General features: G+C 52.5%; 19 protein-coding genes, 1 pseudogene and 1 riboswitch. Of the genes and pseudogenes, 6 read left to right on the top strand and 14 right to left on the bottom strand.

What is annotated here, in order from left to right:
* Position 1: 1 nt before the first annotated feature.
* The 4 genes from moaD to moaA all read right to left on the bottom strand — a co-directional run bounded on the left by moaD (position 2) and on the right by moaA (position 2,361).
* Positions 2 to 247, bottom strand: a complete 246-nt coding sequence (gene moaD, locus KGP26_RS08505) for a molybdopterin synthase sulfur carrier subunit (RefSeq protein WP_223665276.1) — start codon at positions 245 to 247, stop codon at positions 2 to 4.
* The gene (gene moaC, locus KGP26_RS08500) at positions 244 to 723 is read right to left on the bottom strand and encodes a cyclic pyranopterin monophosphate synthase MoaC (protein ID WP_021180397.1); all 480 of its coding nucleotides are present in this window, start codon (positions 721 to 723) and stop codon (positions 244 to 246) included. Before moaC ends, moaD begins: the two co-directional genes overlap by 4 nt.
* Positions 724 to 726: 3 nt before the next feature.
* Complete coding sequence (moaB, locus tag KGP26_RS08495) at positions 727 to 1,239, bottom strand: molybdenum cofactor biosynthesis protein B (RefSeq protein WP_115159163.1); 513 nt, start codon at positions 1,237 to 1,239, stop codon at positions 727 to 729.
* Positions 1,240 to 1,377: 138 nt separating this feature from the next.
* Complete coding sequence (moaA, locus tag KGP26_RS08490; protein ID WP_021180395.1) at positions 1,378 to 2,361, bottom strand: GTP 3',8-cyclase MoaA; 984 nt, start codon at positions 2,359 to 2,361, stop codon at positions 1,378 to 1,380.
* Positions 2,352 to 2,494, bottom strand: a riboswitch (molybdenum cofactor riboswitch). It overlaps the preceding gene by 10 nt.
* 263 nt (positions 2,495 to 2,757) lie before the next feature.
* Here moaA and yvcK point away from each other — a divergent pair.
* Entirely contained in the window at positions 2,758 to 3,675 is a 918-nt protein-coding gene (yvcK, locus tag KGP26_RS08485; RefSeq protein ID WP_024483111.1) for a uridine diphosphate-N-acetylglucosamine-binding protein YvcK, read from the top strand.
* On the opposite strand, the gene KGP26_RS08480 is transcribed toward yvcK, so the two are convergent.
* Positions 3,672 to 3,917 carry a VF530 family DNA-binding protein gene (locus tag KGP26_RS08480; RefSeq protein WP_021180393.1) on the bottom strand — a complete coding sequence of 82 codons (246 nt, stop codon included), beginning with the start codon at positions 3,915 to 3,917 and terminating at the stop codon, positions 3,672 to 3,674. The two genes, yvcK and KGP26_RS08480, sit on opposite strands and share 4 nt — an antisense overlap.
* Positions 3,918 to 4,019: 102 nt before the next feature.
* Positions 4,020 to 6,032: an excinuclease ABC subunit UvrB gene (gene uvrB / locus KGP26_RS08475; protein ID WP_021805232.1), complete on the bottom strand. Its 2,013-nt coding sequence runs from the start codon at positions 6,030 to 6,032 to the stop codon at positions 4,020 to 4,022.
* A 1,062-nt stretch (positions 6,033 to 7,094) separates the two neighbouring features.
* On the opposite strand from uvrB, the gene KGP26_RS08470 reads away from it, so the two are divergent.
* On the top strand, positions 7,095 to 7,805 hold the full coding sequence (locus KGP26_RS08470; RefSeq protein ID WP_094982706.1) for an ABC transporter ATP-binding protein: 711 nt from the start codon (positions 7,095 to 7,097) through the stop codon (positions 7,803 to 7,805).
* A 25-nt stretch (positions 7,806 to 7,830) separates the two neighbouring features.
* Here the strand turns inward: KGP26_RS08470 and bioD are convergent, their stop codons facing one another.
* From bioD to bioB, 4 genes are read right to left on the bottom strand one after another with little or no spacing between them, the layout of a single operon-like run.
* Entirely contained in the window at positions 7,831 to 8,511 is a 681-nt protein-coding gene (gene bioD / locus KGP26_RS08465; RefSeq protein ID WP_209523521.1) for a dethiobiotin synthase, read from the bottom strand.
* Positions 8,504 to 9,271, bottom strand: a complete 768-nt coding sequence (gene bioC / locus KGP26_RS08460) for a malonyl-ACP O-methyltransferase BioC (RefSeq protein ID WP_223665275.1) — start codon at positions 9,269 to 9,271, stop codon at positions 8,504 to 8,506. Before bioC ends, bioD begins: the two co-directional genes overlap by 8 nt.
* Positions 9,255 to 10,406, bottom strand: a complete 1,152-nt coding sequence (gene bioF / locus KGP26_RS08455; RefSeq protein ID WP_223665274.1) for an 8-amino-7-oxononanoate synthase — start codon at positions 10,404 to 10,406, stop codon at positions 9,255 to 9,257. The genes bioC and bioF overlap by 17 nt, the downstream gene beginning before the upstream one ends.
* Positions 10,406 to 11,443: a biotin synthase BioB gene (gene bioB, locus KGP26_RS08450; protein ID WP_223665273.1), complete on the bottom strand. Its 1,038-nt coding sequence runs from the start codon at positions 11,441 to 11,443 to the stop codon at positions 10,406 to 10,408. Before bioB ends, bioF begins: the two co-directional genes overlap by 1 nt.
* 91 nt (positions 11,444 to 11,534) lie before the next feature.
* Here bioB and bioA point away from each other — a divergent pair, with 91 nt between their 5' ends.
* Both bioA and KGP26_RS08440 read left to right on the top strand, forming a co-directional pair.
* On the top strand, positions 11,535 to 12,809 hold the full coding sequence (bioA, locus tag KGP26_RS08445) for an adenosylmethionine--8-amino-7-oxononanoate transaminase (protein WP_021805238.1): 1,275 nt from the start codon (positions 11,535 to 11,537) through the stop codon (positions 12,807 to 12,809).
* A gap of 75 nt (positions 12,810 to 12,884) precedes the next feature.
* On the top strand, positions 12,885 to 13,367 hold the full coding sequence (locus KGP26_RS08440; RefSeq protein WP_021805239.1) for a kinase inhibitor: 483 nt from the start codon (positions 12,885 to 12,887) through the stop codon (positions 13,365 to 13,367).
* A gap of 42 nt (positions 13,368 to 13,409) precedes the next feature.
* On the opposite strand, the gene pgl is transcribed toward KGP26_RS08440, so the two are convergent.
* Positions 13,410 to 14,405: a 6-phosphogluconolactonase gene (gene pgl, locus KGP26_RS08435; protein ID WP_059200183.1), complete on the bottom strand. Its 996-nt coding sequence runs from the start codon at positions 14,403 to 14,405 to the stop codon at positions 13,410 to 13,412.
* 303 nt (positions 14,406 to 14,708) lie between these two features.
* Here pgl and KGP26_RS08430 point away from each other — a divergent pair, with 303 nt between their 5' ends.
* Positions 14,709 to 15,803, top strand: a complete 1,095-nt coding sequence (locus tag KGP26_RS08430) for a site-specific integrase (protein ID WP_223665272.1) — start codon at positions 14,709 to 14,711, stop codon at positions 15,801 to 15,803.
* Between the two features lie 206 nt (positions 15,804 to 16,009).
* Here KGP26_RS08430 and KGP26_RS08425 read toward each other — a convergent pair whose 3' ends face one another.
* The gene (locus KGP26_RS08425) at positions 16,010 to 16,501 is read right to left on the bottom strand and encodes a hypothetical protein (protein WP_223665271.1); all 492 of its coding nucleotides are present in this window, start codon (positions 16,499 to 16,501) and stop codon (positions 16,010 to 16,012) included.
* A gap of 2 nt (positions 16,502 to 16,503) precedes the next feature.
* On the bottom strand, positions 16,504 to 17,916 hold the full coding sequence (locus KGP26_RS08420) for an AAA family ATPase (RefSeq protein WP_094982698.1): 1,413 nt from the start codon (positions 17,914 to 17,916) through the stop codon (positions 16,504 to 16,506).
* Between the two features lie 231 nt (positions 17,917 to 18,147).
* Between KGP26_RS08420 and KGP26_RS30260 the strand changes: the two are divergent.
* Positions 18,148 to 18,210 (top strand): annotated as a pseudogene (locus KGP26_RS30260) (DNA damage-inducible protein I); the annotation flags it as partial.
* 417 nt (positions 18,211 to 18,627) lie between these two features.
* On the opposite strand, the gene KGP26_RS08410 reads toward KGP26_RS30260, so the two are convergent.
* Positions 18,628 to 18,984, bottom strand: a complete 357-nt coding sequence (locus tag KGP26_RS08410; protein ID WP_094982697.1) for a hypothetical protein — start codon at positions 18,982 to 18,984, stop codon at positions 18,628 to 18,630.
* Between the last annotated feature and the right edge of the window lie 22 nt (positions 18,985 to 19,006).

Below are 19,006 nucleotides of genomic sequence, written 5' to 3'. Positions count from 1 at the left end.
GTTAACCTCCGGTTACCGGTGGAAAGAAAGCCACTTCATCACCGGCTTGCAGCGGATGATCTGCGGCCACCAGCGATTGGTTGACCGCCGTCAGCAATTTACCGGGCTCCAGCGCCAGCGCCCAACGATCGCCACGCTCGCACAGCGATTTACGCAGCTCTTCAACCGTAAGATACTGCGCTGGCAGGTTCAGCGTGCTGGTGCCGACCAGTTCACGCACCTGGGCGAAAAACAGAATAGTGATCATAATTCCACCTTAAAATCACCGGACTTGCCGCCGCTTTTTGCCAGCAGCCGCACCGGGCCAATGACCATATCTTTCTGTACCGCTTTGCACATGTCGTAGATGGTGAGCGCGGCCACCGAAGCGGCAGTCAACGCCTCCATTTCAACCCCGGTTTTACCGGTCAAACGGCAGCAGGTTTCGATACGCACGCGGTTAAATTCCGGCTGCGCTTCGAGCTGTACTTCCACCTTGCTCAGCATCAACGGATGGCAAAGGGGGATCAGTTCCCAGGTACGCTTCGCGGCCTGAATACCGGCAATACGCGCCGTGGCGAATACGTCGCCTTTATGGTGGCTGCCGTCGATAATCATCGCCAGCGTTGCCGCCTGCATTTCAACAAAAGCCTCGGCACGGGCTTCACGTACCGTCTCCGCTTTGGCAGAGACATCGACCATATGGGCCTCGCCAGCGGCGTTAATGTGGGTTAGCTGCGTCATGGATTATTTCTTCAAATGGGGTAAGAAGTTGCACGGGCGATGGCGCGCGTCCAACTGTTCTTCAATAATACGTTCCCAGGCGGTACGACAGGCGCGGGTGGAACCCGGCATGGCGAAGATCACCGTCTGGTTGGCAATACCGGCCACCGCGCGGGACTGGAGGGTCGCGGTGCCGATCTCTTCGTATGACACCATGCGGAACAGTTCGCCGAACCCTTCCACTTCACGGTCAAACAGCGGCAATAGCGCTTCTGGCGTATTGTCCCCGGAGGTAAAGCCGGTGCCACCGTTAATCAACACGGCCTGCACGTCATCGCTGGCAATCCATGCGGAAACCTGCGCACGGATCTGATAAATATTGTCTTTGACCAAGGCACGTGCCACTACCTGATGGCCGGTTTCCTGCGCGGCTTCCTGTAGATATTGCCCGGAGGTGTCGTCCACTTCAGTGCGGCGATCCGAAACGGTCAGAATAGCAATCTTTGCCGCAATAAATTCACTGCTGGTTTTGCTCATTGTGTGTTGTGCTCCTGCTCATTGGATGCTCGGTTAGACTTGGCGTTGCCCCCTCACCCTAACCCTCTCCCACAGGGAGAGGGGACCGATCGAGCTCATATTAATCATCTGGCGTTCCCCGAGGCTATAGGGGACGTGTTAACCGCCGATAAACGATAAGTTCTGCGTGAGACCGCTATTGCCCTGATGCAGGAAGTGGGTCTGCTTTTTGGTTTGCAGCCCGCTTTGAATGCGCATTTTCAGCTGTTCCAACTGGCCGTCATCCGCCAGCAGATCGCGTAGGGTAATCCCTTGCTCACCAAACAGGCACAGATGCAGATTGCCAATGGCGGAAACCCGCAGGCGGTTGCAACTGGCACAGAAATCTTTTTCGTACGGCATGATCAGCCCAATCTCGCCCTGATAATCCGGGTGGCTGAATACCTGCGCCGGGCCATCGCTGCGGCCACGGACTTGGCGCTGCCAGCCCTGCTGCTCCAACTGCAGGCGGATCACCTCGCCAGACACATGGTGCTTGCGGAACAGATCGCTGCCATCGCCGGTTTCCATCAGTTCGATAAACCGCAGTTGGATTGGCCGATCCTTGATCCAGTTAAGGAAGCTGCCCAGCTGCTGGTGATTGACATCACGCATCAGCACCGCATTCACCTTCACCTTGCTGTAACCGGCGGTAAAGGCGGCATCGATGCCCTCCATCACCTGGCGGAACTTGTCCTGGCCGGTGATGGCATGAAACTGGCGTGCATCAAGGCTGTCTACGCTAACGTTAATCGCCGTGAGGCCCGCATCACGCCAACTGGCCACATCACGTGCCAGGCGATAGCCGTTGGTGGTTACAGCCAAGGTTCGGATGGCCGGGTTTTCGCGCACGGCGGCAATAATGTCGGTAAAATCGCGGCGTAAAGAAGGCTCACCGCCGGTCAGGCGTACCTTTTCAGTACCCAGTTCGGCAAAGGCACGGCTGACGCGCCGAATTTCATCCAGAGAGAGGAAGGTCTTGGGGCTGCCGCTCGGTTTATAGCCATCCGGCAGACAGTAGGTGCAACGAAAGTTACACACGTCGGTGATCGACAGGCGCAAATAGTAGAATTTGCGCTCAAAAGCATCAATAAGTTGCGGCACCTGTAACACCTTCCAAATACGGGAGATGCGAGCGTTTCCACTCTGCACCCTGGTGGCTGACATCGCCACGGCCAGGATACCCTATCGCTCTAATGAACAACGTAGGTATCAAGGCTAGGAGTTTTGATCCCATCCCCGCTACCTCAAGTAGCCGGAACGAAACCGTGGTTTTCCAGAGAATTCTAGCGCTAAACAGCCGCGATAGCCAATGTGGATTAACGCTATATACTTGTGTATACAGCGAATTTTCACCCTCTCAAGTCTGGATAACCATAATAAACAACCGTTACGCCAGCGAATTGACCAGAATCACGCAAATCGCACTCTTTATCGCGTTTTTGTGTCAAATCCGCTACTTTATGCAGGCAGTCTACCTACCCTGAGTTAAGGAATTTTATGCGCAACCGTACCCTGGCCGATCTTGATCGCGTCGTGGCATTAGGTGGTGGTCACGGTCTTGGCCGTGTGATGTCTTCGCTGTCGTCGTTGGGCTCTCGCCTGACCGGCATTGTCACCACGACCGATAACGGCGGTTCTACCGGCCGCATCCGCCGTTCTGAAGGCGGCATTGCCTGGGGTGACACCCGTAATTGCCTCAATCAGCTGATTACCGAGCCTAGCGTCGCCTCGGCGATGTTTGAATACCGTTTTAGCGGCAACGGGGAGTTGGCGGGGCATAACCTGGGGAATCTGATGCTGAAAGCCTTGGATCACCTGAGCGTGCGCCCACTGGAGGCGATCAATCTGGTTCGTAGTCTGCTAAAGATCGACGCGGCGCTGATCCCGATGTCGGAGCAACCGGTCGATCTGATGGCTCACGATCATGAGGGGCACCAGGTCTACGGTGAAGTCAATATCGATCAACTGAGGATCATGCCGCAAGAGCTGATGCTCTCCCCGCCGGTACACGCCACCCGTGAAGCGGTTGAGGCAATCGCGCAGGCCGATCTGATCCTGATCGGGCCAGGCAGTTTTCTTACCAGCCTGATGCCACTGTTGCTGCTTGAGGATCTGACTCAGGCCCTGCGCCGCAGCAGCGCTAATATGGTGTATATCGGTAACCTGGGCCGCGAGCTAAGCGTCGCCGCAGCCGCACTGACGCTGCAAGACAAACTTGCGCTGATGGAAGAGAAGATCGGCCGTAAAATGATTGACGCGGTGATCGTTGGCCCGGCGGTGGATACCAGCGCCATGCAGGATCGCATTGTGGTGCAACAACCGCTGGAAGCCAGCGATATCCCTTATCGCCACGATCGCCAACTATTACGCCAGGCGCTGGATACCGCGTTGGTGCAGCTAGCTAGCCGCGGTTAATCTTGACCCCGGAGCCAAGGATTATCGCTAACGCTGTCGATGTAGAGATCTTCCACCTGCTTGCGTGCCCACGGGGTACGGCGCAAGAACTTGAGGCTGGATTTGATGCTCGGATCGCTGCTGAAGCAGTTGATGCGAATACGCTCTGCCAGCCCGTTCCAGCCATATTGGGCTACCAGCTTGTTCAGCAGTTGCTCCAGCGTAATGCCGTGTAACGGGTCTTTGGATGGGGTTGCGGTCATGGCGGCTACTCGTCTCAATACTTGGGGCGCACACCTTAATCAGCAAACGGGCGTACGGCAAGAAAATTTACCGGGGCGTGCATACCACGCCCCTTGGGTTCATTATGATAGCGCGATAAATTGCTCGCGCAGCTGGTGAATTTCATCACGCACCGCAGCAGCCTGTTCGAACTCCAGATTCTGCGCATGAGAATACATCTGTGCCTCCAGCTCCTGGATTTTTTGCTCCAGCGCTTTGGGGGTAAGCAGTTGGTATTGCGCCGCGCTCTCTGCCGCTTTGCCCTTCCCTTTGTGCTTGCCACGGCTGCTTGGTTGCCCAAGCTGCAGAATATCCGCAACCTTCTTGTTCAGGCCCTGAGGTACGATACCGTTGGCTTCGTTATGCGCCTGCTGCTTGGCGCGGCGGCGTTCCGTTTCACCGATCGCCTTAGCCATGGAATCGGTGATCCTGTCGCCATACAGGATCGCTTTACCGTTGAGGTTACGCGCCGCTCGGCCAATGGTCTGGATCAGTGAGCGCTCAGAACGCAGGAACCCTTCCTTGTCTGCGTCCAGGATCGCTACCAGCGACACCTCTGGCATGTCCAGGCCTTCCCTTAACAGGTTGATGCCCACCAGCACGTCAAACTCGCCCAGACGCAAATCACGGATGATTTCGACACGTTCTACCGTATCGATGTCCGAATGCAGATAACGCACCCGCTCCCCGTGCTCTTCCAGGTATTCTGTCAGGTCTTCTGCCATGCGTTTGGTCAACGTGGTGACCAGTACGCGCTCGTTGATAGCCACGCGCTTGCGGATCTCGGAAAGCAGATCGTCCACCTGAGTGGTCACCGGGCGCACTTCCACGATCGGATCCAGCAGGCCGGTTGGGCGCACCACCTGATCGATAATATCGCCGCCGGATTTCTCCAGCTCATATTTGCCCGGCGTGGCGGACACGTAGATGGTCTGCGGTGCCGCAGCGGCAAACTCTTCAAAACGCATTGGCCGGTTATCCAGCGCCGAAGGCAGGCGGAAGCCGTATTCCACCAGCGTCTCTTTACGCGAGCGGTCGCCTTTGAACATGCCGCCGATCTGCGGGATGGTGACGTGGGATTCATCTACCACCAGCAACCCGTCAGCCGGCAGATAGTCGAACAAGGTTGGCGGTGGCTCGCCCTCACCGCGCCCGGAAAGATAGCGCGAGTAGTTTTCGATACCGGAGCAGTAACCCAGCTCGTTCATCATTTCCAGATCGAACTGGGTACGCTGCGTCAAGCGCTGTTCTTCCAACAGCTTGTTGTTTTCCAGCAGCACTTTGCGCCGCTGAGCCAACTCCACCTTGATCTCTTCCATCGCCTGCACGATACGTTCACGCGGGGTGACGTAGTGAGATTTGGGATAAATGGTAAAGCGTGGCACCACCTGCTCAATCTGGCCGGTTAGCGGATCGAACAGCGACAGGCGTTCGACCTCTTCGTCGAACAGTTCAACGCGCAGCGCCAGCTCATCCGATTCCGCCGGGAAAATGTCGATCACTTCGCCACGCACGCGGAAGGTGGCACGCTGGAAGGCCTGATCGTTGCGGGTATATTGCAGCTCGGCCAGACGGCGCAGGATCGAACGCTGATCGATGATCATGCCCTTGGTCAGGTGCAGCATCATTTTCAGGTACAGATCCGGATCGCCCAGGCCGTAGATCGCGGAAACCGAAGCCACCACCACTACGTCACGCCGCTCCAGCAGCGCTTTGGTGGCCGACAGGCGCATCTGCTCGATATGTTCGTTGACCGAGGCGTCTTTCTCGATAAAGGTATCGGAGCTAGGCACATAGGCTTCTGGCTGGTAGTAATCGTAGTAGGAGACAAAATATTCCACCGCATTCTCGGGAAAGAACTCTTTCATCTCGCCATACAGCTGCGCCGCCAGAGTCTTGTTGGGCGCCAGCACCATGGTGGGCCGGTTGAGATCGGCGATCACATTGGCGATGGTAAAGGTTTTACCCGAGCCGGTAACCCCCAGCAGCGTTTGGTGCGCCAGGCCGTCTTCCAGCCCCTCTTCCAACTTTTGGATGGCTTGCGGCTGATCGCCGGCCGGTTTGAATTCGGAATGCAGTTTGAAATGTTTGCTCATATCCCCATCATCTTTCAGGTTTGCGGCCAGACGGTAGCGGCCTAATTATGGAAAGACCGGAAGATTTCCGCCAGTGCCCATGATACTGGATATAAAACCAGCTTCAAGCGGATTTACGCTATTACGGCCGTTAACGGGGCGCGAACGCACCGGCAAGGTGACAATACCATGACATTTTTATTGTCAATCACCCTGTTATCCCCAGAATGCGATACAAATTAACTTTTGGCCCGGATTGCGCTAAAAAACTGCCCATCGACACATTAACGATATCCGTTGGCTTGATTTTAATTAACCTGTTGATATTAAATTACTTTAATAAAAAGACGAGAATGCGGACAACCTGCGCACAACCCGCGCCCGCTCTCTGTTCACACCGCTTTTCTAAGTATAATGCACAAGGTTATCCACAGGAATAGTGGATAACTCTCACTACCCCATGGGGGGCGGGAGTTGCGGAAAGAACGCTTTTCCCAATGAAACGTCAACTGAGTCGGTTTTTTAGTTATTTTTTTACAATAATTCTGCTTTGGTTATGCCGATTAATGCTAAAAGCCGTGATAACGAAAACGCTCTTTTCGCTATTTTGCTTTTCAGGGGTTGCAAGTTGCGGCAACAACCTTTAGGGCTTGCACCAACAGCTCGCCGTGCCGCATGGTAACGGTGCAAAAAACGCCCAAGTTAACTTTATTGCCCTGACAGCCCCCTGCATACCGGGCTTAAATCAGTTAACAAAACACTAACAAACCACCTTTTTTGTTGCGCAACACCTGATGGCCTAGGAATTGCATATCCTGGTTCAGGGGCGTTACCTTGCAGAAGAACCGGCAAACTCTGGCGAAAATCGGCCGCAGCCAGCTCGGTTATCTTCGGCGAAAAAGTTCATTGCATACCAAAACCCCCCCCTAGAGCCGCCAAACGACCGGTAGCGGCCATTTTCCAATTTTTAGCCTGAGCCGCGATTAGGGTAATCAGCACAGCATTTGCCACACCCGGGAGAGACACCGCTTGCTGCGGTCAACGTTATCCATACGTGAATATCGGTCTTGGAGGAGATGCCAAATGTTAAGCTTAAGGGCGGTAAACCAATATTATGGGCAACAGCATACGCTGTGGGATGTCAGCCTTGAGTTACCTCGTGGGCAATGCACCCTGTTGCTTGGCCGCAATGGAGTGGGCAAAACCACGCTGGTCAATTGCATCATGGGACACCTGCCGATCGTCAGCGGCAGCATGACCTGGCAGTTGGCGGATGAGCCACCGCAAAACCTGTTGCCACAGCCGGTAGAAAACCGGGCGTTACTGGGCATTGGTTACGTGCCACAAGGGCGGCAAATCTTTTCCCAACTGAGCGTTGAAGAGAACCTGCAGGTGGCCTTGCTGGCCGGGCGTGACAAGGTCCGCCGTATGCCACCCATCATTTACAATCTGTTCCCCCGGCTGCAGGCGATGCGTATGCGCCGTGCGGGCGACCTGTGCCAAAGCGAGCAACAGCAGTTGGCATTAGGCCGAGCTCTGATGCTGGAGCCGGAACTGCTGATCCTGGATGAACCCACCGCCGGGATGTCACCTTCCCTGGCGACGGAGATCGGCCAGGTACTCCGTAAGCTGAATCAGGAACTGGGCATGACCATTTTGCTGGTTGAGCACCAACTCCCCTTTGCCCGCCATCTGGCCGACCGCTTCTGCTTGATGGATAAAGGCCGTAACGTGGCCAATGGCACGCTGGGGCAGTTGGATGAGGGGCTGATTGATGCCTATCTGACGGAGTGATTTGGCCCCTCCGTGGGCCATCAGGTTAAGGGTTCAACCTGGTTAAATCGAGATACTGTCCCAATGCCTGCTGTTCTACCTGCGGTAAATGTGGGATCTCGCCCAACAGGGGAGCGGGCAATAGGCGGCAAAGAGTGGCAAGGTACTCTTGATGGCGTTTTCCTGGCGGGGTAACGTCATTGGCGATCCAGCCTGCCAGGGTCAGACCTGACTGTTGGATCGCCAACGCAGTCAACAAAGCATGATTGATGCAGCCAAGCTTGATGCCCACCACCAGGATCACCGGCAGCTGCTCCTGCTGTGCCCAGTCGGCAAAGGTCTCATGCTCAGAAAGTGGAGTGAACCAACCGCCGGCACCCTCTACCAACAGCCAGTCCGCACGTTGTTCAAGATGACGTAAACCGGCGGAAAGCCGTGCCAGCGAGATAGGCCGCCCTTCGGCCTGGCTGACAATATGCGGCGAAGTCGGTTCGGCAAAGGTGTAAGGGTTCACTACGGCGTAATCCAGCGCTACGCTGCTGTTTCTCTGCAGCGACAGCGCATCGCCGTTGCGTAACCCTTCATCGGTCATCTCACTGCCTGACGCCACCGGTTTATAGCCAGCACAGCGCCATCCCGCCGCGCTGGCGGCCTGTAACAAGGCACTGCTGGCCACGGTTTTTCCCACTTCGGTGTCGGTTCCGGTAATGAACCAGCGCTTAATCACGATAAATCACTCCATAAACCAAATGATAACTAAGAGGAAACTGCCCGTCCCGGCAAGGATAGGCAGCCTGCAATGCGGCAAGCCGCTGGCGGGAAAGCAGGCCAGCCTCGCGTCCTTGATGCAGGTGAGTCGCACCGATGCCCTTTAGCGATCGCATCAACGTCATCACGTCGGGATAACTGAGCGTTTGCCAATTTTCCGTAAACTGGTGCCGGTAGGGATGACAGGCGGCGGCGATCTGAGTTGGCGGCAGGAAGTCATTAACATGACGCTCGCCATCGACTTGCTGCCAGGCGTCGCCTAACTCGTGCAAAGCCCCTTGTGCCAAAGTAGAGAACAGGATCAGTCCACCGGGCCGCGTCACCCGATACAACTCAGCCAGCGCCAGAGGCAAATCGCTGCACCACTGCACCACCAGGCTGCTAAAACAGATATCCACCGAGGCGGTCGGCAAAGGGATATGTTCGATATCCCCCAGCAAATAGCGATCCGCCGCTTGCTGCTGACGGGCAAATGCCAGCATGCCCGGAGCCAGATCCAGCGCGCTGACCTGCTTGCCCAGCTCGCGCCAGCGACGGCTGAAATAGCCCGTGCCGCAACCGGCATCCAACACCCGTTGGCCTGGATGAGACAGCCCCATCCCCAGTAAGCGTTCACCAACCTCCCGTTGCAGCACGGCTGCGGTATCGTAGCTCGCCGCTGCCCGGCTGAAGGCCGCCGCCACCGCCTGCTTGTTCACCGTATCAATGGCAGACGTCATGCAGTACCTCCAACAAGCGATCGATATCCTGTGGCTGGTGTGCCGCAGTGAGCGTAATACGTAACCGCGCCCCCCCCGGCGGCACCGTCGGCGGACGAATGGCGCTGACCCACAATCCCTGCTCTCGCAGGCGCTGCGCCAGATCCAGCGCCTGTTGGTTATCCCCCACCAGCAACGGTTGGATAGCGGTATCCGACGCGGTTAGCGTTAACGGCAGACCTGCCACTCCGGCACGAAAATGCTGGATGTGTTTTTGCAGCCGACTACGTAGTTCATCCCCTTGCTGAATACAGCTTAACGCGGCCTGCAAGGCACAGGCTTGAGCGGGCGGCATCGCGGTGCTGTAAATCAGATGGCGGGCGAATTGCAGCAGATATTCCGCCAACGGCTCATCGCAGAGGATCGCCGCGCCGCTGACGCCAAATGCCTTGCCAAAGGTGACGACCAGCACTTCCGGGTGCACACCTTGCTGCCAGCAACTGCCTCGCCCCTGCTCGCCACGTACGCCAATCCCGTGCGCATCATCCACCATCAGCCAGGCACCTGCCTGCTGCGTCAACCGATGTAGTTCGACCAACGGTGCGCTATCCCCGTCCATGCTGAACACCCCTTCGGTGATCGCCAACTGTTGGCCCGCACAGGTTTTTTGCAGCAAGGTGGCCAATGCCTGGGGCTGGTTATGCCGAAAACGCCGCAGTTGCGCCGGTGAGTAAGTGGCCGCTTCCAATATAGAGGCGTGGCTGAGCTTATCTGCCAAAATGCGATCGTCGGCCTGCATCAGGGCAGCCAGCAATGCCTGATTGGCCGCGTAGCCGGAAATAAACAGCAGCGCACGCGGGTAGCCGAGCCACTCCGCCAGTTGCTGCTCCAGATCATGATGAGCATGGCAAAAACCGGTGACGTGGCCGGAACCGCCGCTGCCAACGCCGTAACGCTGCGCCCCCTGCTGCCAGGCGGCGATCACCTCAGGATGTTGGCTCAGGCCCAGATAGTCGTTGCCGGAAAAATTCACATAGCGCTGGCCGTCGAGTTGCAAATAGCGGCCATTACCGCCTTGATTCACCTGACGTTGCCGATAAGCAGCGGCTCCTCGCCGCGCTTCCAGCGCCTGTTCGATCCGTTGCTGCCAGCTCATTACAGCGCCGCGTTGTAGAATTCGGCGGTATCGGCGTGCAGCAACTGCTCGGTCAGCACCTGCTGCTGCTGATTGTCGCCCTGTTCGGTGGCGGTTTGCTGCGGATTCAGGCCCAGCTTGCGGAACAGTTGCAGATCCTTGTCCTCTTCCGGGTTGGGCGTGGTCAGCAGTTTGCAGCCATAGAAGATGGAGTTGGCCCCGGCCATAAAGCACATCGCCTGAGTCTGCTCGCTCATCTGTTCACGGCCTGCCGACAGGCGGACGTAGGACGTCGGCATCATGATGCGGGCAATGGCAATAGTGCGGATAAAGTCGAACGGATCGACATCGTCATTATCGGCCAATGGCGTGCCTTTCACCTTCACCAGCATATTGATCGGCACGCTTTCCGGCGGTTTGGGCAGATTGGCCAGTTGCACCAACAACCCGGCGCGGTCACGCACCGTTTCGCCCAGCCCGACAATCCCACCGGAGCAGACTTTGATCCCGGCGTTGCGCACTTTATCCAAGGTATCCAGACGTTCCTGATAGCTGCGGGTTGTGATGATGTTGCCGTAGAATTCCGGCGAGGTATCCAGGTTATGGTTGTAGTAATCCAGCCCCGCTTCGGCCAGCCGTTCGGCCTGTTCGCCATCCAGCGTGCCCAGCGTCATGCAGGTTTCCATCCCCATCGCCTTGACACCCTGCACCATCTGTTGCAGATAAGGCATATCGCGCTCATGCGGGTTTTTCCAGGCAGCCCCCATACAGAAACGGCTCGAACCGGCCGCTTTGGCCTTGCGCGCCGATTCCAGCACCTGTTCCACCTGCATCAGCCGCTCGGATTCCAGGCCGGTTTTATAACGCGAACTTTGCGGGCAGTACTTACAGTCTTCCGGGCAGGCACCGGTTTTGATCGACAGCAGCGTACTGACCTGCACCTGTTGCGGATCAAAATGTTGGCGGTGAATAGTCTGTGCTTCGAACAGCAGTTCGAGTAAGGGTTTATCAAACAGGGCCTGGGCTTGCCCCACTGTCCAGCGAATGCGGTCGGCCATTTACGGCGTCTCCAAAAGGGAAAAAAGTGTCGTCAGTGTAGAGTTTGCGATTATACTGTCAACCATTCTATTAAAATTTGGTTTACGGTTAATGTCTGTTTCTCCCTGCGATATTGAATTCGATCGACGCCACATCTGGCACCCTTACACCTCCATGACCCAGCCCTTGCCTTGCTATCCGGTGGTGTCCGCCAGCGGCGTCGAGCTGCAACTGGACGATGGCCGCCTACTGGTGGATGGCATGTCTTCCTGGTGGGCGGCGATCCACGGTTACAATCATCCACAGTTGAATCAGGCAGCCGTACAGCAGTTGGAAAAAATGTCGCATGTGATGTTCGGTGGCATCACTCATCCTGCCGCTATTGAACTGTGCCGCAAACTGGTAGCGATGACGCCGGAAGCGTTGCAGTGCGTATTCCTGGCAGATTCCGGATCGGTGGCGGTCGAAGTGGCGCTAAAGATGGCGCTGCAATATTGGCAGGCCCGTGGTGAACGGCGGCAGCGCATTCTGACCTTACGCCATGGCTATCATGGTGATACCTTTGGCGCGATGTCGGTCTGCGATCCGGACAACTCCATGCACAGTCTGTATCAGGGCTATTTGGCCACCCACCTGTTTGCCACCGCACCGCAATGCCGTTTTGACCAGCCTTGGGACGAACAGGACATTGCCCCGTTTGCCGAATTACTGGATCAGCACGCCGGGGAAATAGCCGCTGTGATCCTGGAGCCAGTGGTACAAGGTGCCGGTGGAATGCGCATCTATCATCCAAGCTATCTGCAACGCGTGCGGGAGCTGTGCGATCGCCACCAAATCCTGCTGATTGCCGACGAGATCGCCACCGGTTTTGGCCGCACCGGCAAACTGTTTGCCTGTGAACATGCCGGCGTAGTGCCGGATATTCTTTGCCTGGGCAAAGCGCTGACCGGTGGCTATATGACCCTTTCCGCCACCCTGACCACGCGCCACATAGCAGAAACGATCAGTAACGGAGCCGCAGGCTGCTTTATGCATGGGCCAACCTTTATGGGCAACCCGCTAGCCTGTGCCGTAGCCTGCGCCAGCCTGTCCTTGCTCGAGGAAAATCACTGGCAACATCAGGTCGCCGCCATTGAAACACAGCTTAAACAGCAGCTCTTACCGCTGGTGGCATCACCCAAAGTGGCCGACGTGCGGGTGCTTGGGGCGATTGGCGTGGTGGAAATGCATCAGCCGGTGGATGTGGCGTTGCTACAACGTGGCTTTGTCGAACGCGGCGTGTGGATCCGGCCCTTCGGTAAACTGATCTACCTGATGCCGCCTTATATCATTACGCCAGAGCAGCTCACCCGGCTGACGGCAGCAATCGCCGTGGCGGTGGAGTAACGGTTTTAAGGTTGTATTGTGGCGGCAAACCGATCTAGCTTAGGGGTTCGGTATTTTAGACAACTGGGAGTCATTATGGCTTTTCGTTTGTACAGCAGCGATCTGCAAGACGGCGCAAAAATGCCTGAACGGCAGGTATTTAACGGCATGGGCTACCATGGGGATAACCTCTCCCCTCATCTGGCCTGGGAAGATGCACCGGCGGGCACCAAGAGCTTTGCCATCACGGTTTACGATCCCGATGCCCCTACCGGCTCCGGCTGGTGGCACTGGGTGGTCGCCAATATCCCGGCAAACGTGCATGAACTGCCGCCAGGTGCGGGTTCCGGCAAACCGGGGCTACCCGCTGGCGCAGTGCAAACCCGTACCGATTTCGGTAAGGCCGGTTACGGTGGTGCGGCTCCACCACAGGGTGAAAGCCATCGTTATCAGTTCACCGTGCATGCGTTGGACGTGGAAAGCATTCCAGTGGACGCAGAGGCGAGCGGCGCAATGGTCGGTTTTAACATCCACTTCCATAGCCTTGGCAAAGCGACGTTGACGGTAAAATACAGCTGAGAAACGTGAGGGGCGAAGCGCTTCGCCCCGATTTTTAACCCATTATTTTGCCAGCACGCTCACCCACATTGGGCCTTTGCCCACCGGGTAACGCGCCAGATCCGTCAGCTCACCGCTGTTTTGGTCAATCTGATACACGCCGATATGACCAGATTTCTGCCCTGCCGCAATCACGAAGCGACCGCTGTGATCGATATTGAAACCGCGTGGCTGCTCTTCTGTGGCATGGTGGCCAACCACCGCAATCTTGCTGCCGTCTTCCGAGACGCTGAACACGGTTAAAATGCTGGCGGTGCGATCGCTGGTATACAGGAAACGGCCGTTTGGCGTGAGGTGGATATCCGCCGCCCAGCGGGTGCCGGTGAAATCGGCAGGCATCATGTCCAGGCTTTGCACCAGCGTATATTTACCACCGTTGGCTTCGATAGCGAACACATCTACCGTGCCATCCAGTTCATTGACGCAGTAAGCGAATTTATCGTTACCATGGAATGCCATATGGCGCGGGCCTGCACCGCTTGCCGTCGCTACGGCTTCTTGGCCGTGTGGCGTCAGTTGGCCCTGCTGGCTCAGATTAAACAGGCGGATGCGGTCCTCTTTCAGGCACGGCACCAGCAGCAATTGATTGGTAGGGTCAATATTGGCCGAATGCGGCGCGGTCAGGCCATCGATCTGCTGGGTAGGCGCAAGCACTACGCCATCATGGCCAATCGGGCTGATGCTGGCACAGTTGCCGCTGTAAGACGCGGAGAACAGATAACGGCCCTGCAAATCGGTGGAAATATGGGTTGGGCTGCCTGGCAGTGGTGCCATCCCTGCCTCATGCAGCGTGCCATCTTCCGCGATACGGTAGCTGACAATGCCAAACGCCGGACGTACCCCAACATACAGATGAGTCTTGTCCGGGTGGATCGCCATCGGCTGTACCTGCCCCGCGACCTCGACCGTTTGCAGCAGCGCCAGTGCGCCCTTGTCGTCTAACTGCCATACGTGGATCTGCTGGCTCTCCGGGCTGGCGACATAAACGATTTGCTTCATTTGCTCTCCTTAATGAGAAAGGGTAACCGGTTTCAGTTTGTTCTAGCTTACGCGACATTTGTGACATGGCAACCCTGGCAGGTTACGCAGTTTTATCGAACGGTTATCCGGTGTACCACCGGATCGCCTAACTGTTTAAAAACCCAGGCAATCCGGCCCACCCCAGCAACCACGCCACGTAAGCCCATAATAATAAATTACTATTTTAATGCATTCCTAGTGCTTTCAATGTATTTTACGACCATCAGCACCCCAAGCAGCCCCCCTGAGAACCCCTGAATTTACAGCTTAAAGGTGGGAGTAATGGCTTACTATAGCATTGAAAAAAGGCTCAAAGCAGACGGCACAGCCCGGTACCGCTGCACTGTTGGCGTCAAAGAGAAAGGCAAATACCTGTACAGAGAGAACCGCACCTTTAGCAAACAGTCACTGGCTAAAACGTGGGGAACAAATCGCGTTGCTGAGATAGAAAAAAATGGGGTGCCGAATGAAAATGGCTCGGTAAATATGACCGTGGGCGAACTCATTCAAAAATATCTAGCTGATCCAGGCACCGGCCAGCGGTCTGGAAAAGACAAGCTATTCGTTCTCAACACCCTACTCAATTGCGATATTGCGTCGATCCCTCTATCAAGCCTCCAATCTAGCGATATCATCGAACATTGCAGATACCGCGCCTCAAAGGGGTTGAGTCCGGCCACGATATCTCACGATTTAAGCTATCTCGGTACCGTTCTTTCGTCTGCAAAACCAATCTATGGGATCGAGTACACCGATAACCCAGTCAGCACCGCGCGGCCAATGCTCAACAATATGGGGTTAATCTCAAAGTCGCAACGGCGCCCCCGTAGGCCTGAGGCGGATGAAATAGAGCGCATCACTGAGGCGCTTGCTAAAAGAGAGGGGTACACGCAATCTCGGATACCGTTCACCGATATTTTTAATTTCTCCATACTGTCGTGCATGAGGGTTGGTGAGGTTTGCAAAATCCGATGGGATGACGTGGATAACGAGCAAAGGTCGGTACTCGTTCGTGACCGGAAAGATCCGCGCAAAAAGGTAGGTAACCACATGGCCGTCCCGCTACTTGGAGAGGCGTGGGAGATCGTGGCGCGACAGCCTAAAACCTCTGAATATATTTTTCCATATAACTCAAAGTCAATAAGCGTTTCATTTTATAAAGTTAGAAAGAGCTTAGGGATTGAAGACCTCCGTTATCACGATCTGCGCCGGGAGGGCGCCAGCCGACTGTTTGAGGCGGGGTTTAGTATCGAGGAAGTTGCCCAGGTTACCGGGCATAAAAATCTCAACACGTTGTGGCAGGTCTATACCGCGCTGTATCCGAAGTCGCTACACGAAAAATTTGACACTTTGCAAAAATCCAAGTTGAAAAAATAGTAATTTACCTGTACAAATAAACAGTTTTAATTTCCTACACTGATTTTATCTTTATAATAAAAACCATTAATATCAATCAATTATATCTTCAACTTCGTTTCTATGGAGCTCCTAATGATTCACTGAGAATGCTGACAATCAAGATAAAAATCGCGTTAAAGGTATAACCGAAACGCCGTCGAAAAGCGGATCAGGTATCGAAAGAGCTAATTTATTTTGTAAGTTATCACTTCAGCACGTTGCTCTGCGGGAGCTAACTCCGAGATTGGTGCTACAACAATAATATATTTCCCTTTTTCTTGCGCCATTGCCCACTCAGGAATTTCAGAGATTCTTCCATTCATACACTTCAAAATATGGATGGAATCTATATATTTTTTGCGCATTTCCTGAGGGATGATTTTATATTGTTCTTTAATGAACAATCTTTTATCTGCTTTATCCATGCCACTGGCATTCAGCTTTTCAATTTTATAACTTATTTGTGTATGTTGAGCATGAAGATCGCTGAATTCAATAAGTGAGACTTTATTTTCATCTTGATGAAAATAATCTACAGATTTCAAAGTCGAACAGGAACAATGTGTCTTTATTCCCTTTCCATCAACTTTGTACCCTATCTTCTCTATTTTTAATTCTGTACCAGTGAATTCATGATCCATTTCCTCAGCAAATGACTCAAAAGGTATAGAACTCATTCTTAAAACTCTCCATCTAAAAACATATCAAAGAAAGATTGCCCTAAATCATTTTTAATTGCTGCAATTTTTTTAAATGGGTTCTCACTATCTTCAACGGAGTATCCTTTTGATGTTAATTGATTAATACCAAAGTGACCACCTTCGACTAACTCATTGTTTTCACGCATAATATTTTCAATACACTTCATCATATCTATGCTATGACTTGCTACTACAATGCTAATACCATTAGTTGAAAGTGCAAAAAGAGTTTCAATCATTATTTTTTGCCATGAAGGATGTAAATTCACTTCAGGCTCATCTATAAAGAGATAACTTCCTTTCGAAATAACACCTCTTTCAAGTAAAAGAGATATAATACCCAGGTTCGTTATCCCTAAAGCAGTTGAATGTAAATTCACAGACCGTGGACTACCTTCTTCCACAAATGCGATTTCACCAGCATTTGAAATAATTAAATCGCCACCGATGGCTTTTTTAATCGATTGTGTGAATGGTGACTTTGACAGGCTTGATTCATCTTTAGCTTTTGTTTTCACTAAATCCAATAAATCATAAAAATGCTTAGGTATACCACTTAAAGTCTCACTTCTTCCGCGAGCACTGAAGTTGTACATTCTTCTATTATTTCTGAAATACTCAAGTGAATCTTTCAATTTCCAATATATTGGTGACTCCAAATAAACTACATTAAATAAATTTTGAAAGTCATCAATGCTTGTCGCTGTCAATCTAAATGAAACCTGTTCATCCTGTATTTTGATTGAACCTAATGAATCAAAATCAAAACAAATTGAATCTTCGGCATTAGAACTAAAATTTTTTAATTCAGACAACTTTGATACTTGAAAGTTTTCTTTTAACTCGTTTATAAAACCGCGTTCAATTTCATCAGCTAATATCTCTTGAGGTTCACTAATGAGCTTTGATAAATTCCCAACTATCATTCTAATAGCGTCAAAGTGTGATTTAACCTTTTTATATTTAGCTTTAGGTGATATTAATGCTCTTAAGTTATCATAATCGCTCTGCATGCGTTTACAATCAGCATCTAAAAGTGGCAGGCCTAGAATTTGCTGAGTATAAGTATTAACCCTAAACTCTTCATTAATAGTTAGCTCAATATTATTAATTGAAGTTAATAACTTGTGTAATAAAACATATTCCTCATTACTTGGTCTAGTTAGATCCATAAGTATATGATTTGCTAGATTTTTTATCTTTAGAATTTGACTAAAAGCTAACGAGGTTACATGGTCATTATTTATGGTATTAAAGAAACTATATAGTGCTTTACTAACAAAACTTTTTCCTGATGAGTTTGGCCCCGCTATCACAGTAAACGGGCGAATATTAACTTTCGCTTCTTTTATCTTTCCAAAATTCTTGATGTCAATATTAAAATGCATCATATACTCCACCTTACAATATCTCCAAAATAAATTTTAACGCAAAAAAAATAAAAAATCAATAAATTCATGTAATTAATAACAATTTGGTTGTGCAAAAACACAGCCATAATTGCATGATTCTCACTAGTCTTAATCCATACATGACCCTTTTGCTTTTCGTCTAAGGTATCCCCAGTAGGCTTTTGCTTTAGCAGCGTTTCGAACGTCGGCGGGTCACCGGCTGATCGGGATGCGATTGAAGAGGTGCTACAGGAAACATGGGAAAGTGCTGAAGATTGTTTCCAGTCAGAATGAACCCGATCAGCAGCACTATCATTGAAGGGGTGCGGATTTACTACCCTACGGTAGCCGAGCCAATACCAACACCGGATCCGAAACTACCATCCTTTACTGTTCGGCCTGCAGGTGATTGGTATTGGCTTTATGCTCACCGTGATGGGGGTTGGCAGTTAGCTTATGATCAGCCGATGTCTACCCCCTGCGCCGTCATAATTGCGGCTGTACGCCATCACTAAACATCTAAGCCCGGTTCGTCATCAATCCAATTTCATTCAATGCCTCTGTTTCGTTACAAGGCTACTGATATATTGAATCCTTTTTAAATACCGGCCTGCGATAATTGAAAAGGAAGCAGACACATAATTTTTATATATGTATCTGCCTTTGAAATTTACATCATGAATAATATTTTAACCCATTGACTAAACTGGACTAATTATTAACACACCCCATGCAAATAGCACACCACCCCAAGATGCCTGGTTCTTTATAAACCTCAGCCACAACACGCGCTCCTTGCCCAGATGATGGTTTATCATGAGCGTGAGGATGGACTACCCCATCTCCATCAATATAATAAATGCCTTCAATTCCTTCTGGTGCAGAAAAACCGAGAGATTGGAGGTATGCCTTAGGGTCTTTTGAGAAAAGCTCAACCTCCTTACTATCATTGTTAAGCCGATCAAGTACTTCATGTGCATACGTAAAATCACCTGCGGATAATACTTTCCCTGCTGAGTTTATCTCCGTGTTTAAAGCTTTGAAGTCTGGCCTGACTAATACTTTCATATTATTTCTCCATAGGTTCAAC

The sequence above is a fragment of the Serratia sp. JSRIV002 genome, from assembly GCF_019968725.1.
Taxonomy (GTDB): Bacteria; Pseudomonadota; Gammaproteobacteria; order Enterobacterales; family Enterobacteriaceae; genus Chania; species Chania fonticola_B.
The sequence above is the reverse complement of the archived record's forward strand: the minus strand, read 5'-3'. Positions and strand labels throughout refer to the sequence as shown.